This window comes from Thiomicrorhabdus aquaedulcis, from assembly GCF_004001325.1.
In the GTDB taxonomy this organism is placed as follows: domain Bacteria; phylum Pseudomonadota; class Gammaproteobacteria; order Thiomicrospirales; family Thiomicrospiraceae; genus Thiomicrorhabdus; species Thiomicrorhabdus aquaedulcis.
In genome coordinates, this window is record NZ_AP018722.1 from 131,165 (window position 1) to 146,261 (window position 15,097).

Here is a 15,097-nt window from a genome sequence, read left to right on the forward strand (position 1 = left end):
AATAAAGGGCTTGGTATGATGGTTTACCCAAGGTTTTTATATATTTTATAGGGTTATACAGGGTTTAATGGCGCATTTAAAAATGATGTTGTTAGAATAAGCATTTATTTTAAGCGTGTAAAGTGTGGCGTGGCTTAGATTGCGGGTAAAGTGCGTAATAACCGTGGTTATTTGCGCTACTGGCTTTGCGCCAATGCTGGGTTAGCCTACTAAGCTTAGCCTACTAGGCTACTTTTACGCTGTTTTTGGTTAAGAGGTTATTTGTTTTATGTCACAGCATCCTTTGGCGCAGTATTTAGTTTCGGTGGTCGATTTTCCTAAGCCCGGCATTTTATTTAGCGATATTTCGCCGTTACTAAAAACCCACTTTAAAGAAACAATTGACGCTTTAAGCGACCTGTTTACCCTGCAAGAATGGGACAGTATTGATGCGGTTTCTGGTATAGAGTCGCGTGGATTTATTTTTGCGGCGGCCTTGGCCTACAAGCACAATAAAGGCTTTATAAAGGTACGAAAACCCGGCAAGTTGCCCAATGTATGCGCCTCGGTTAACTATGGTTTAGAGTATGGCACCGACACCTTAGAGATGCAAAAAGGCGATGGCAGTCGTATTTTGTTGTTAGACGATTTAATTGCCACTGGCGGCTCGATGGGCGCGGCCGCACAATTGTGTGAAACCGTGGGATATTCTGTGGCAGGCATGGCCTGCTTAATTGATTTGGCCGCTTTAAACAGTTTTAGTTACAACGGCATGATCGTACGCTCAGTGATTCAAATTAAAGAGTAACCAGGCCTGGTTAACGTGCCCTAGTTTGGTGCTGGCTTTACACTCTTATCAATGGATGCAACATGTTTAAAATCCCTCGTTTAACGCGCAGTATTTTTTTAGATCAGTTTATTTACATGCAAGCCGTGGGCGTGTTTATTGGCTTGTCGTTTCCACATTTTTTGGTGTGGTACGGCTTTGCGGCCGAACAAGTTTTAAACTGGCATTTTTACATTGTCACCCAAATAGCCGGGCAACTTGTTGGTTTAATTAGCTTTTTACTAATCTCAATGGTCATTAGGCCGCACTTAAAACTGCTGTCGCATAAAATGCAAGACATTGCCGACGGCCTGCATAAAAAAAATCTTATCGATTATTCGGCTAAATGCAACCAAGACCTTTGCCATATTGATGTGGTGTCCAACGACGAAATTGGCGTAAGCGCGCACGCCTATAATCAACTGCTTAGCGCCTTAATTGACTCACACGAAACCGAGCGAGTGTACAGCCGATTTTCAAAAGCCATGTCCGAAAACCTAGAAGTATCGGCCTTGGCCGATGAAGCGATTAGCCTACTGATTGAGTCCACCCACATTGAAGCGGGTGCGGTGTTAATTATGCAAAACGCTCAAATCGAAGTGGTGGCCAGTAAAGGTATTTTGTCGGCTGACAGTTTGTCTGACCACGATGCCATTGTTAGAAGCATCAATAAAGGCGAATCAACGCGAATTTTAATGCCTAAAAACGTACAGCTTGACGGAGTGCTTACGCATTTTCAGCCGTCTGAAGTGTTTATTGAACCCATTGAGTTTAAGGGTGTTCATTTGGGCGCATTGGTGGCGGCAACGGGCGCTAAAATGGCCGATAATCGCACCGAGCTGGTGTTGCAACTGTTTAGCCGCAGCATTGGTTTGGCGCTTAATAACGCGCTGGTTCACTCTAAGTTTCAAAAGCTTGCCGCCATTGATGGTCTAACCAATGTGTACAATCGCCGCTTTGGAATGGGACGTTTAAAAGAAGATTTTTCACGCATTTTGCGCGAGCAATCGCCCTTAAGCGTCGCCATGATTGACATTGACCATTTTAAAAGCGTCAACGACACCTACGGTCATTTAGTGGGCGACAAAGCCATTGTAATGATTGCTAAAATATTAAAAGAAGTACTGCGCGAAGGCGACATTGTGGTGCGTTACGGTGGCGAAGAGTTTTTAATGATTTTGTACGGCGCGTCGGCCGCATCAGCCACGCCCATTTGTGAACGCATTCGACATCAGGTAAAAGACACCGTATTAATGGAAGGGTCACAGCGCATTAATTTAAGTGTGAGCATCGGCGTCTGTTCGTATCCCGAAGTAACCGTAAGCGACGAAATGGCATTAATTGACAAAGCCGACCAAGCACTCTATCACGCCAAACAAACCGGCCGCGACAAAGTGGTTGAGTTTGGAAAAATGAACGCTTAGACAGCCTAAAGACAGAGTCTCAAAAGAATGTGTTTCACGTGAAACCATTTAAGATAAAAATAATGAGTAAAAAAGGGTTTGACCAGGCCTGGTCAGACCCTTTTTTTTCACATAAAATTTTTATTTTAAATCGAATCAATCTCGGCGGTGTTGAGCGGTCGGTAGTCGCCTGCTTTGAGTGTTTCGTCTAGCACAATGGTGCCCATGGATACGCGGTGCAGTTGGGTTACGCGATTGCCTACGGCGGCAAACATGCGTTTTACTTGGTGGTAGCGACCTTCGTAAATGGTTAAGTAAACGCTTTGTGGCGTAAGCCAGGTGAGTTGTGCGGGTTGGGTGGTGATGTGTTCGGGCTTGAGCAAAATGCCGCGTGCAAACGCGTCTTGGGTGGTGGGTGATAGGGCGTAGGCGGTGTGCACGTGGTAAGTTTTGGGAATTTTTTGGCGCGGTTCGGTCAGTCGGCGCGACCATTGGCCGTCGTTGGTAATAATAAGCAAGCCGGTGGTGGCGCGGTCTAAGCGCCCGGCAATGTGCAGGCCGGTGGTGTCAGTTTGGTGCAGTAACTCTAACGCGGTGGTGTGCTGTGAGTCTACCGTGGCGCTTAAAATGCCAGCGGGTTTGTTCATCATAAAATAACGCGCGGGTGCATTGGCTTTAAGCGGTTGGCCGTTAATGTAAATGTGCGAAAACGCGGTTACTGGGTGCAGCCGACTGCTGACCACTGTTTGGTCAACTGTAATTTGGCGTTGGGCGATGAGTTGCAAAATGCGCTGGCGCGAAAACTGCGCCTGCTTGGTTAAAAAACGGTCTAGGCGCATAGATTTGCTCTGTTTTTAGTAGCTATGGTTTGAAACGCTTAGCCTTGCGCCAAAACGACTTTAGCGCGCGCTACGGCGGCGCGCACTTGATTGGGTGCAGTGCCGCCCAAATGGTCGCGCGCGGCCACCGAGCCTTCTAGGGTAAGCACTTCAAATACATCGTCGGTGATTTGGTCGCAAAAACTTTGCAGGGTTGCCAGAGGCATTTCGGATAGGTCTTGGCCGCTTTTTAAACCGTGTGCCACAGCCAACCCGACTATTTCATGTGAATCGCGAAACGTCAGGCCTTTGCCGACCAAATAGTCGGCTAAATCGGTGGCGGTCGAAAACCCGCGTTTGGCCGCGGCGTAGGTAATGTCGCGCTTAACGGTAATAGCCGGCATCATGTCGGCAAAAGCGCGCAAACTGCCGCGCACGGTGTCTACGGTGTCAAACAGCGGCTCTTTGTCTTCTTGATTGTCTTTGTTGTAGGCCAAGGGCTGCGATTTCATGAGTGTCAGCAGGCTCATTAAATGACCGTACACTCGGCCGGTTTTACCGCGTACCAACTCGGGTACGTCGGGGTTTTTCTTTTGCGGCATAATAGACGAGCCGGTGCAAAAGCGATCGGGCAGGTCAATAAACTGAAATTGCGCCGATGACCACAACACCAACTCTTCTGAAAAACGCGATAAATGCATCATCAATGTGGCACACACATGGGTAAATTCAATGGCAAAATCGCGATCGGATACGCCGTCCAACGAGTTTTCGGTAATGCGTTCAAACCCCAACAGTTGGGCAGTGTATTGGCGGTCAATCGGGTAGGTGGTACCGGCCAATGCAGCCGAACCCAGCGGCAGGGTGTTGACGCGTTTGCGGCAGTCGTGCAGGCGTTCAACGTCGCGTTTTAGCATTTCAAACCACGCCAACATGTGGTGGCCAAAGGTGACCGGTTGGGCGGTTTGCAAATGGGTAAAACCGGGCATAATGGTGTCAGCTTCGCGTTCGGCCAACATCACTAAACCGGTTTGCAGGCGGTTAAGTTCGGGCAGAATTAGGTCAATTTCGTCGCGTAAATACAGTCTAATGTCGGTGGCGACTTGGTCGTTACGCGAACGCCCAGTGTGCAGTTTTTTGCCGGTTATGCCAATTAAGTGGGTTAAACGCGCTTCGATATTCATGTGAATGTCTTCTTGCTTAATAGACCATTGCATCTGTCCGGCTTCAATTTCGGCCTGAATTTGCGCCAAACCGTTTTCAATGTCGTTAAGCTCGGCATTATTTAAAATGCCTACTTTGGTGAGCATTTTGGCGTGGGCGATAGAGCCTTGAATGTCTTGTTTGTACATGCGATGGTCAAACTGAATGGACGCGGTAAAGGCTTCTACAAAAGCGTCGGTGGACTCGCTAAAACGTGCGCTAGAAAGTTTTTCTTGGTTGTGCTGATTGCTGGTGGTCATGGGAATTGGGTTCTCTGAATGCGGTGGTTTTTAGGAATAAGTGGGGTTCTGTCGGCGGTCACGGTTATGGTTACGGCTGTTGTGCTTGTTGCTGCGCCAATTGGTCGGGCGTGCTGGGAATTTGGCGATTGAGCCCCATATTGGTGTAGGCGGCGTTAATGCCTTGGTGTACCAGCTCCATGTACAGGGTAATTTCGGGAATGCCGACAATGCGGGGCGCGATTTCTTTGCCTGTGCCGTCAAAAAATACCACTGTGGGCGTTAAATCGGTGCGCAGTGCTTCGGCCCATTCGCGTTTAACGATGCTTTGGCCGTTAAAATCTAAAATAGGCGCATCTTCATCAATGCCCACATGGCGTATAAACGCCACTTTGCCTTCGTATAAGCCGCTTAAGGTCATGGGGTTAAAAATTTCGGTTGATAACACGTCGCAATAGTGACACGCTTGCGCGCCAAACATAAGCACAATGGGCAGTTGCGCTTGACGGGCTTGCTCGCCCAACGTTTGTAAATTGGCCAGTTCGGGTAGGTGACCTTCTTGCGTTTGCGCGGCCGAGTTACAGCCGCTTACGCCCAACATAAACAGCAAAACGCTTAACAGATAGGGTTTTAAAAGCTGGGTTGACATCATGAGGTTGGCCTTGATTAAGGTGAGTAAAACAATAATTGCCTATTTTAACCAAAACCTTGTGGGGTTTTTCAGTAAAATGAAGCGATTAGACAATCCATAACGTTTCTACAGCGTTTACAGTACATTTCAAAAGGCCTAACCAGGCCTGGTCAGTTTATTTTAACGGTTTAAAACGGATACCTACATGAAAAAAACCCTAAGAATCGCCACTCGTAAAAGCCCATTGGCTTTGTGGCAAGCCGAATTTGTTAAAGCCCAACTTGAAGCCGCGCACCCAGGATTGGAAATTACCCTGCTGCCTATGAGCACGCAGGGCGATAAAATTTTGGATGTGCCGTTGGCCAAAATTGGCGGCAAAGGGTTGTTTACCAAAGAATTAGAAGAACGCATGATGGCCGGCGATGCCGACATTGCGGTGCATTCGTTAAAAGACGTGCCCATGAGTTTGCCCGAAGGCTTTGAGTTGGGCGCTATTTTAGAACGCCACGCGCCCACCGACGCGTTTGTGTCCAACCTTTACGCCCAGTTTGACGACTTGCCCCAAGGGGCTGTTTTGGGTACGTCCAGCTTGCGCCGTAAAGCACAGTTAATGGCGGTTAGACCCGATTTAGACGTGCGCGATTTACGCGGCAACGTGGGCACGCGTTTGGGCAAACTTGACGCGGGCGAGTACGATGCGATTGTGTTGGCTACCTCGGGCTTACAGCGTTTGGGGTTAGACGAGCGCATTCGCCACGAAATTGCTCCCGAAATTTGTTTGCCGGCTGTCACCCAAGGCACGTTGGGAATTGAATACTTTGCCAAAGACCACGCCACGTTAGACCTTATTAAAGTGCTTAATCACCCTGCGTCACACATTAGAGCCGTGGCCGAACGTGCCATGAACCACCGTTTAGAAGGCGGTTGCCAAGTGCCCATTGGTGTGTTTGCCGAGTTGGACGCCACCGAGCAAAACATCACCATTAGAGGCTTAGTGGGGCGTTTAGACGGTTCGGAAATTTTGCGCGCTCACATTCAGGGCCGCGCGAGTGACGCTAAACTACTGGGCACACAATTGGCCGAACAGTTGTTGGCGCAAGGTGCCAAAGCCATTTTGGACGAAGTGTACGCCAGCGGTTTAACCAAAGGCTAGGCCATGACGTTGCCGGCAAAGCCGCTGGGTGCGGCACGCTTTACGTTGCTGAATACGCGCCCTGCGCATCAGGCCGCCGAGTTAAATGCGTTGGTGGCGCAGGCGAATGGTTTGGCGTTGCCTTGCCCATTGTTGGCCATTGAGCAAAGTGCGGTGTTGGATGCGCAATGGGCGGAGATAACGCAGTGCGAGGCGCTGATTTTTACCAGCGTTAATGCGGTAACAGCGTTTAAAGACAGCCCCATTTTTGTACGCGAGGCCACGCAAAACACTCCGTGTTACGCCATTGGCGCGGCTACATGGCAAGCGGGGTTAAGCGCTGGGTTGCTTATGCAGGCGCTGGATTCGGTTGCGTGTTTAGAGTGCTTAGAACCGCTTAAATCGCCTAAACCCAAGCTACCAGGCCTGGTGGGTTTAAAAACACCCAATTTAAAAACATTAGAAACATTAGAAATCCTAGAAACGCCTAATGCACAACCCCCTAAGTTTGACAGCGAAACCCTGCTGGCGCACGCTAACATGCAAGCCGCGCAGGTTAAGGGAAAAATCATTGGGTTGCTAAAAGGCGAGGGTGGACGTGATTTAATTGCCACCACCTTGCAACAGCGCGGTGCGCACTTGCACAGTGTGGCGCTGTATAAGCGGGTGTGCGCGCCGTTTTGTATGGCCAGTTGGCAGGCGTTTACCCAAGCCAAGCTCCCCATTTTAGTGCTGACCAGTTGGGAAAGTTTTGAATGTTTAGCCCGTGCGTTGCCAGACACCACCGACTGGCGTTTTGTGTACGCTACGCTGGTGTTTAGCCAACGCATTGCCAACGCATTGCACGCTCGCGGCTGGCCAGGCACGCTTTACGTGTGTTCACCCAGCGCGCCAGGCATTATGCACAGCATTGAATTGAGTTTAAATGCTAGACTCCCAAGTTAGACGCTTTTAACGTCGTCTTATTACGTTATCCTGTTACATCGTTATTACAAGGTACAAGGTTAAAATACTATGTCAGAACCCATTATTCCTCATGCACAACATCGCGTTATTGACCCGGTACTGGAAGGCGAGTTTGAAACAAATACCGCCACCGATAAAGCAGATAAAGCCGATAAAGTTGCAGCAGACAAATTATTTGAAGAGCAAATGCAACGCGCCAAAGCGTATTCGGCTTCAAAAGCTCCCGATTCGTCCGGCGCTAAAGTGACTGTAAAAGGCTCGGTGTTTAAAAAATACCAGCGTCCGCTCATTTGGACAGGTGTATTGGGCGCAGGGTTGCTTACCTTGGTGTGGACTCGACCCGACACCGATTGGTTGGTAGACAATATCAATACATTGCAAACCCAAGTAATGCAGTTGCAAACCGACAGTCAGGGAATAAGCACACAACAGCAAACCCTGCTGGCTCAGCTAGACGAACGCATTAATAGCCATATTACGACTCAAATAAACGACACCGTTAAACCCGAACTACAGGCCACCATAAGCTCGGCCATTAATGCCGAACTTGCAACTGCTTTGACCAGGCCTGGTCAAGAGGGTGTTGAAGGTGTTAAGAGTGTTGAGAATGTTCAGAGTGTTAATAGCGCAGAGTTAGACGCGTTTAAAACCAGCATTACCCAGCAAGTTCAACAAATGGAACAGCACTTTGCACAACAGCTAGAACAACGGCTTACACAACAGCGCCAACAAAATAACCCAACTCAGGCCATTAACGTGCAACCGTTAAGCGCGTTGCAAGTTGAAGATTGGATTAGCCAAATTAACCTGCAATGGCAGTTAACCGGAGCGGCCGCGCAAACGCGCGTGCAATTGTTGGCGCTCGAAACCACATTAGAGCGCAGTGCGTTGGCGCAAAAAACCGCTTTGGCACGACTAATCGGTCAAGACCTGGTGTATTTGCAAATGCAAGCTAATCAAACCAGTCACCTTGCTAATCAGCCAAACAGCGCAATTCAAGGCTTAAAAACCGCTATGGCCAATTTGCCCCTACAACCTAAAATAACCAATGACAGCTCCGCCAAACCTGAGCCGCAAAGTCAAACCTTAGCCAATGGCACGTTGTCGGCTGGCGAAACCTTAGACAGCGCGTCAGCCACTCAGCAGTTGCTGGGCAAGTTGAACGAATTAATGAGCCTTAAAAAACGTGACGACAGCCAGTCACTTACCCAAGTGGAGGCGATTTTAATGCACGACGTAATTTTACAACGTCTGGCTTTGCTAATTGAACGCCTAGAATGGGCGCTGCAAACCCAATCACAAAGTGCATTAAATGCCGGTTTAGTCGATTTAAAGCGCCTAGTTGAGCAATACCTAAATTCCCATGTGGTCGCCTTTGAACCCTGGCTTGCAACCTTAAGCCAAGTGCGCTTTGAAGAGCGTGCACCTTTGTCGATTACCCAGGCGTTAGCGTCCTCAACGACGTCACCCAGCGCGCAATCGTCTACTCAACCCATAGCGCAATAAAATGCAAAAAAGAGAGCAAGCATGAAACAAATTATTATTTGGGCCAGCGTCTTTTTAGTGGGCAGTGTGCTGGCAACCTTAATGTTGTACGACAACGGCAAGGTGTCAATGGTGTGGGGCGACTGGGTGTTAGAAACCAGTTTGAGTTTTTTATTGGCTTTAACCGTAGTGGGTTTTTTAGTGGGCTATGTGGCCGTGCGTGTGTTGGGGGCTGTGTGGCGTTTGCCCAAAACGTGGCAGCAACGTCGCCAAGTTAATCGCAACAATAGAGCGCAAAGCACCATGGCCAAAGGCATGATTGCATTAGAGTATGGCGATTGGCAAACCGCCGAAAAAGAGTTGATTAAAAGCGCAAAACTCAGCGAAGCCGGATTAATTCATTATTTAAGCGCCGCCAAGATGGCACACAATCAAACCGCTTACGAACGCCGTGATCGCTACCTTACACAAGCGCGAGAAGCGTATCCGGCCGAATACGCCACCATTGGCTTGGTTGAAGCGCGTTTGCTGTCCGAACACCAACCCAAATTGGCGTTAACCATTTTAGAGGCCTTGCACCAACAGCAGCCCAAGCACGGCGTTATTTTGGCCGAACTGGCGCACACGTTGCGTCAACAAGGCGACTGGCCAAGGTTAGAGGCGCTGTTGCCCAAAATTCGTAAAACTCGCGCCCTAGAACCCAGTGCGCTAGAGGCCATAGAACAACAACTGCTGGCCGGTAAAATTGCCACTGCGCATACGGTTGAGGTACTGGATGTTTTATGGGGCGAGTTAAGCATAAAGCAACGCGCCATGCCCGACGTGTTGGCCGAATTTGTAGAACAGCGCATGGGTTGGGGCAAAGAAAACGGCCTGGCGGCGTTAATTGAACAGGTTTTAAAGCGTCAGTGGAGCGACCGTTTAGTGTATCAATACGGCCGAATTACCCTAGGACCTGCCTTTGAACGCCTTAAAATTGCCGAAAAATGGCTGAAAGAACACGAACAAAATCCAGTGCTTTTACTCACGCTTGGACGTTTGGCGAGCAGCAGTCAATTGTGGGGTTTAGGGCAAAGCTACCTAAAGCAAAGTTTAATTTTAAGCCCACAAATAGAAACGTTTCATGCGTTAGCCCAATGTTACGAGGCCGAAGGCAAAGATTCGCAAGCCGCGCTCACGTATAAAGAAGCCATTTTACAGCTAGAGAAAAAGAGTTAATAAAGCGTGAGCGTTACATGGCGTTAATGTAAGTTAACCAGGCCTGGTTGTTTTGTTTATCGGGTAATTTTAAGCCGTCATGCCGTGCTACGATACGGCATCTAACCCATATGCTTAAAACCGTTTTAAAGAGCTTAAAGCGGTTAAAGCGTTTTGGCCACTAGGGTTAAGGTGAGCGGTGTGGCGTGTTTAAGTTGGTTTAACGCGTCCATCATTAACGCTTTAGCACCCTGGCTGTCGGTCAGGTTAGCCTCGGTTTCATCGTGACTGGCGATGCCAATGCTTACGGTAAATTTAAACGCCGCAAGGTCGGTAGAGCCGTTTTTAACGGATTGGCTGGCGGCTTGATGCAATATAAATTCGCTAAAATGTGCTTGCCATTGTTGTGCGCCCTGTTGTTGTGTATTGGGCGCAATAATGGCAAACAGGTGCTCGTCCAGTCTAAAAGCCAAATCGGTTTGGCGAATGTGCTGTTGTAACATGTGCCCAAAGGTTTGATAAGTCACCCCCGGTTGTTGTTGCTGTAACGCACGCGCCGCGCCGTTAAGCGGTTTAACCTGCAAAAGCTTTACCACCATTAACGAAAACGCTTGTTGAAAACGGTGGCTTCTAAACAGTTCGTATTTTAAAACCTCATTAAAGCGTTCTTTGTGAAACAGACCGGTTTCGTGCTCGGTCACTACCAGCGCGTCTAACTTGCTGTAAATGCCTTGAATGGTTTGCAAGTGCTCGGTAATGTCTTTGTCGATGGCGTCAATTTCGGTAATGCTTTGCGGGGTGCGCGCCCAGTCGATGGATTGTTGATGGGTTGACAGTCGTAAACGACTAATGCGAGCCGACAGATGCGACAGCGGCACTAAAAATTGGTTTTGAATCAATCGATTGGTGACCCACGCGGCCATGCTGACAAACAGCGCAAAAAACAGCGCAAAAAAAGCCAGTAACGAGGTGGATGAGATGCGATTAATGGACAGCGGTGCGTGAAACACCAGCGTGCCGGCTAATCCGCCTTGGGTCATGGTCTTTTGGGCGACTTCTTTACCGTGGCAAACCAAACAATCTGCTCTAAATACAATGGGCAGGGCGGCGTGCACTGAGCCGTTTAAAAGTTGAATGTCAATAATGGGTTTAAGATTGCGTTCAACGGTCTTAATCAAGGCGAAGTGCAAGGCGGTGTCAGGATTGGTAGGTTCAACTTGACTGTCATTAGGCGAAAGATACGCTGGGGCTTTTTGCAAATAAAACCCCGCGTTGGGCAGGGTTTGGTGTAACTGCTGATAGACTTTGTTTAAGTTGTCCGTTTTCCAGCCAGTCGTTAAATGCGCTTTAATGGCCGCATAACCCAGGTGGTTTAGCTGTTCTATTTCGGTCTTAATAGACTGTTGCAACACCCAATAGGCAGGCACACTGATTAATAAAAAGCTTACGCTAAACGCTACGCCAATGGCCATGAGCATTTGTTTAATAAACAGTTTTTTAAATGGGGTGTGCTGTGCCATGGCAAATCCTATTCTAATGTGTGTTTAAGCGGTGGAGCAACTCGCTTATATGCGGTCGGCCAACACAATGCCCACGCCAAATTTATTGGTGTGGTGGTCTAAGTCTATTAAGCTGTCACCGTAGCCTCTAAATACTTGAACATAGCCTTTTAAACGTTTGGTTAAAGGGTAGGTGTAGTCTAGCTGCAATGCTCCGTATTCGTTTAAATCGTAACGGTTGCGCGCGGTAACGCCAAACGAATGTTGATCCCATTTATAAACGCCTTCCACTTCAAAATCGCCTAGATATTTTTGGTAGTCAAAGCTGTTGTCAAATTTATCGGTTTCTTCAAAGCGTTGCCAGGTTTTAAAGCTTAAATAGCTGTTGTCGGCTTGCAAGAGCGCTTGCACAAAGACGCGGTTCCAGCCGCGTGATAAGGTTTCGGATTGACCGTTGGATTGGTGGTTTACGCCCAATAACACTTTGTGTAAGTTGTAGTCAAAAAAGTCTAAATCGGCGTGAATTTCGGCCCACAGTTCGGGTTCGTGATTGGTTTCTCTAAACGGAATAGAGTCTTTGTCATCAAATACTTGCCAAAACGAGCGGTTGGTGTAAGCGGCGTACACGTCAATTTCGTTGTTAAAGAGTTCTAATTGCTTAATAATCGGAAACTTAAAACTCAACTGAAACTGCATTTCTAAGTCTTGATAGCGCAACGCTTTGCCCGATTCGGCTTCAAACGGTTCTTTGTTTATTTTGGGTACGTAATACCCCAGCAAGGCATAATTTAACCGGTGCGGCGTGAGCACAAAGGGGTTTTTTTCGGTGAGCACTTCGTTTAAACGACGTTTGCTCAGTGGTTGGTCGGGCACGGTGGCCTCGGCGCATTGCGCTCTAATTTCACCCAATGTTAAGGTGTCGTTGCCATTAAACAGCAGGTTATTGACGCAAATGTCGTAACCCGTGGGCACTACGTCGGCCAGGTTTTTGCCTTGATTGTCTGAGTCAGTGGACACGTCTACGACGGTGTTTAAGGGTTGCGCCCAAGCCGATGCACTGAGTGCGCTGGCAACCACAAAACCCAATATCAGTCGATTAAATGGGGTGTAAGAAAGTAAGTTCATCAGTGAAAAAAGTCCTGTAAATCTAAATCGGCGGCTAAAAAATCGGTTTTGGCGGCTTGCAACATCGGCCATGGGCCACATAAGTAAACAGTTTTGTGCGCCAGTGTAGGCATGTCTTTAAGCACTTGGTGATGCACCAGACCAGTGGCACCGTGCCAAGCATCATCGGGTTGTGACACCACGGGCACATAGTTTAAATTGGCGTAAGTATTGCACCAGGCCTGTAAGGTTTGGTGCTGGTACAAATCGCTGACTTGGCGCGCGCCCCAGTAAAAATGCAGTGGCACTTGCGTGTGTTGGCGCAAATACTCTTCTAACAACGCTTTAAGCGGCGCAAAGCCGGTGCCGCCGGCCACAAACACAATAGGTTGATGCGCGGGCATCACGCGCATTTGGTCTTTGGGGCCTTGCATAATCAAGCAATCGCCCGCTTGCAAAGCGCACAACCTGTTCATCCAGTCGCTGTCGGCCTGGGCACGAATGTGGCACTCTATTAAGCCGTCGTCACGCGGCGCGGCGGCGATTGAAAACGGTTTTAAATCGTTCTGCTCAAACCCCAGCATAATATATTGACCTGCACTGTAAGCAATCGGAAAATCCGGTTTCATCAGCAGTTGAATAATGTCTGGCGTAAACGGATGAATTTGCACCACTTTAAGGGTGTGAAAGTCGCTCATGTTGCTCATGGTAATCCTTAAAGTTAAAGTTTAAATTCGGTCCAAACCGGTGCGTGATCGGACGGTTTTTCGAGTGCGCGAATGTCGTAACCCACCGCACTTGCAATCACCTTGGCGTTAAGTGGGGCGGTGGCCAGCACGGTGTCAATGCGTAAGCCGCGACGTGGTTGGGCTTCAAAGCCTTTAGAGCGGTAATCAAACCAGCTAAACACCTCGTTTGTGGTGGGGTTTACGGTTCTGAAGGTATCAAATAATCCCCAATTTAACAGGTCTGACCACCACTGGCGCTCTTCGGGTAAAAAGCTGGTTTTGCCGTCTTTAAGCCAGCGTTTGCGATTGGCCTCACCAATGCCAATGTCGAAATCGGTGGGCGAAATATTAAAATCGCCAATCACCGCCATCGGCTGTTGGGGCGAACACTGCGTGGTTAAATAGTGCATTAAGTTTTTATAAAACAGTTCTTTGGCCGGAAATTTAATGGGGTGTTCACGGTTTTCGCCTTGCGGAAAATAGCCGTTTATAACCCTAATTTGTTCGCCATTGGGCAGTTTAAAGTCGCCAATAATCATGCGTTTTTGCGCGTCTTCGCCGTCGTCGTGCCAGCCTGTTTGGTGCTCTAGCAACTCAATGTTGTCTTTGTACAATAACGCCACGCCATAATGGGTTTTTTGACCGATAAAAATCGCTTTGTAGCCCAACGCCTCAATTTCGGCCAACGGAAACTCGTGGTCTTGCACCTTGGTTTCTTGCAAACCAATAATGTCGGGGGCAACCGTTTGAGTTAACAGAGCCAGTTGATGAATGCGCAAACGAACGCTGTTGGTGTTAAAAGACACAATTTTCATGGAGTTTCCGTGCGGTTTTTAAGAGTCAAAATAGCTCAAAATTATAGCGTACATTGCGTTTAAAAAGTAGCCAGGCCTGGTTAAGGTTGTATATTTGCTTTATCAAAGCTACCTTAAAGGGCTCTTAAAGACTTGACAGGTTTGTTAAACTAGTAAAAATGAGTGCAACGCGCCAGCAAATTGCGCCATCAATTTAAAAAAGGAAGTGGTTATGAGTCGAGTTTATCGTTTGGTTATTTCGTGTCCCGATCAAGTTGGGATTGTGGCCGCTGTGGCCAACTACATTGCACAACAAGGCGGTTCGATTGCCGAAGCCAACCACCATACCGACCCGGCCAACGGCTGGTTTTTTATGCGGCACGAAATTTTAGCCAGCTCAATCAGCAGCGATTTGGCCACCTTTGAAGCCGGATTTGCCCCCATTGCCCAGCAATTTAACATGCAATGGTTTGTATCCGATTCAGAGCAACCCAAAAAGATTGCGCTGTTTGCCTCAAAAGAGTCACACTGTTTGGCCGATTTATTACACCGCTGGCACGAACAAGAATTGCCCGGCGAGATTGTCTGTGTAATTGCCAATCACGACGATTTACGCTCGATGGTCGAGTGGTACAAAGTGCCGTTTCATCACGTCCCCGTCACCCCCGACACCAAACCCCAAGCCTTTGCGCAAACCGAAGCGTTGGTAAAACAATACGACGCCAATTTAATTGTCTTGGCGCGTTACATGCAAATTTTACCGCCGCAAATGTGCCGCGATTTTGCCGGACAAGTCATTAACATTCACCACAGCTTTTTGCCCTCGTTTGTGGGCGCACGTCCGTACCATCAAGCCAACCAACGCGGTGTAAAACTCATTGGCGCCACCTGCCACTACGTCACCGAAGTGCTCGACGCCGGCCCCATCATTGAACAAGACGTGATTCGCGTCAGCCATTCACAAACCATCGACGACATGCGCCGCCTTGGCCGCGACGTTGAAAAAACCGTACTCGCCCGCGGCCTACGCTTTCACCTAGAAGACCGCGTACTTATTCACGGCAACAAAACGGTGGTGTTTGAAAGCTGATTT

14 protein-coding genes are annotated in these 15,097 nt (G+C 48.4%); 7 read left to right on the plus strand and 7 right to left on the minus strand.

Annotated elements, in window-relative coordinates:
• The first annotated feature begins 268 nt into the window (after positions 1-268).
• Positions 269-787: an adenine phosphoribosyltransferase gene (locus EP181_RS00510; RefSeq protein WP_127469921.1), complete on the plus strand. Its 519-nt coding sequence runs from the start codon at positions 269-271 to the stop codon at positions 785-787.
• A 62-nt stretch (positions 788-849) separates the two neighbouring features.
• Positions 850-2,229, plus strand: coding sequence for a GGDEF domain-containing protein (locus EP181_RS00515; protein WP_127469922.1), 1,380 nt, complete (start codon positions 850-852; stop codon positions 2,227-2,229).
• A 125-nt stretch (positions 2,230-2,354) separates the two neighbouring features.
• On the opposite strand, the gene EP181_RS00520 is transcribed toward EP181_RS00515, so the two are convergent.
• The 3 genes from EP181_RS00520 to EP181_RS00530 all read right to left on the minus strand — a co-directional run bounded on the left by EP181_RS00520 (position 2,355) and on the right by EP181_RS00530 (position 5,120).
• Positions 2,355-3,047, minus strand: coding sequence for a pseudouridine synthase (locus EP181_RS00520; protein ID WP_127469923.1), 693 nt, complete (start codon positions 3,045-3,047; stop codon positions 2,355-2,357).
• Positions 3,048-3,085: 38 nt separating this feature from the next.
• Positions 3,086-4,489 (minus strand): argininosuccinate lyase, encoded by a 1,404-nt coding sequence (argH, locus tag EP181_RS00525; protein ID WP_127469924.1) that lies wholly within the window; start codon positions 4,487-4,489, stop codon positions 3,086-3,088.
• 70 nt (positions 4,490-4,559) lie between these two features.
• Positions 4,560-5,120: a thioredoxin family protein gene (locus EP181_RS00530; protein WP_232023452.1), complete on the minus strand. Its 561-nt coding sequence runs from the start codon at positions 5,118-5,120 to the stop codon at positions 4,560-4,562.
• A 184-nt stretch (positions 5,121-5,304) separates the two neighbouring features.
• Between EP181_RS00530 and hemC the strand changes: the two genes are divergently transcribed.
• The 4 genes from hemC (at position 5,305) to EP181_RS00550 (ending at position 9,900) form a co-directional block, all read left to right on the plus strand.
• Positions 5,305-6,252 carry a hydroxymethylbilane synthase gene (gene hemC / locus EP181_RS00535; protein WP_127469925.1) on the plus strand — a complete coding sequence of 316 codons (948 nt, stop codon included), beginning with the start codon at positions 5,305-5,307 and terminating at the stop codon, positions 6,250-6,252.
• 3 nt (positions 6,253-6,255) lie between these two features.
• Positions 6,256-7,176 carry a uroporphyrinogen-III synthase gene (locus EP181_RS00540; protein WP_127469926.1) on the plus strand — a complete coding sequence of 307 codons (921 nt, stop codon included), beginning with the start codon at positions 6,256-6,258 and terminating at the stop codon, positions 7,174-7,176.
• A gap of 69 nt (positions 7,177-7,245) precedes the next feature.
• On the plus strand, positions 7,246-8,703 hold the full coding sequence (locus EP181_RS00545; protein ID WP_127469927.1) for a hypothetical protein: 1,458 nt from the start codon (positions 7,246-7,248) through the stop codon (positions 8,701-8,703).
• Positions 8,704-8,724: 21 nt separating this feature from the next.
• Complete coding sequence (locus EP181_RS00550) at positions 8,725-9,900, plus strand: heme biosynthesis HemY N-terminal domain-containing protein (RefSeq protein ID WP_127469928.1); 1,176 nt, start codon at positions 8,725-8,727, stop codon at positions 9,898-9,900.
• A gap of 143 nt (positions 9,901-10,043) precedes the next feature.
• Here EP181_RS00550 and EP181_RS00555 read toward each other — a convergent pair whose 3' ends face one another.
• The 4 genes from EP181_RS00555 to xthA are packed head-to-tail and all read right to left on the minus strand — an operon-like array spanning position 10,044 to position 14,025.
• Complete coding sequence (locus EP181_RS00555; protein WP_127469929.1) at positions 10,044-11,399, minus strand: GGDEF domain-containing protein; 1,356 nt, start codon at positions 11,397-11,399, stop codon at positions 10,044-10,046.
• A 45-nt stretch (positions 11,400-11,444) separates the two neighbouring features.
• Complete coding sequence (locus tag EP181_RS00560; protein WP_172959649.1) at positions 11,445-12,503, minus strand: phospholipase A; 1,059 nt, start codon at positions 12,501-12,503, stop codon at positions 11,445-11,447.
• Positions 12,503-13,189, minus strand: a complete 687-nt coding sequence (locus tag EP181_RS00565) for an FAD-binding oxidoreductase (protein ID WP_127469931.1) — start codon at positions 13,187-13,189, stop codon at positions 12,503-12,505. The genes EP181_RS00560 and EP181_RS00565 overlap by 1 nt, the downstream gene beginning before the upstream one ends.
• A gap of 14 nt (positions 13,190-13,203) precedes the next feature.
• Positions 13,204-14,025 (minus strand): exodeoxyribonuclease III, encoded by an 822-nt coding sequence (gene xthA, locus EP181_RS00570; protein WP_127469932.1) that lies wholly within the window; start codon positions 14,023-14,025, stop codon positions 13,204-13,206.
• A 211-nt stretch (positions 14,026-14,236) separates the two neighbouring features.
• Here xthA and purU point away from each other — a divergent pair, with 211 nt between their 5' ends.
• Positions 14,237-15,094, plus strand: a complete 858-nt coding sequence (gene purU, locus EP181_RS00575; RefSeq protein WP_127469933.1) for a formyltetrahydrofolate deformylase — start codon at positions 14,237-14,239, stop codon at positions 15,092-15,094.
• Positions 15,095-15,097 lie beyond the last annotated feature (3 nt).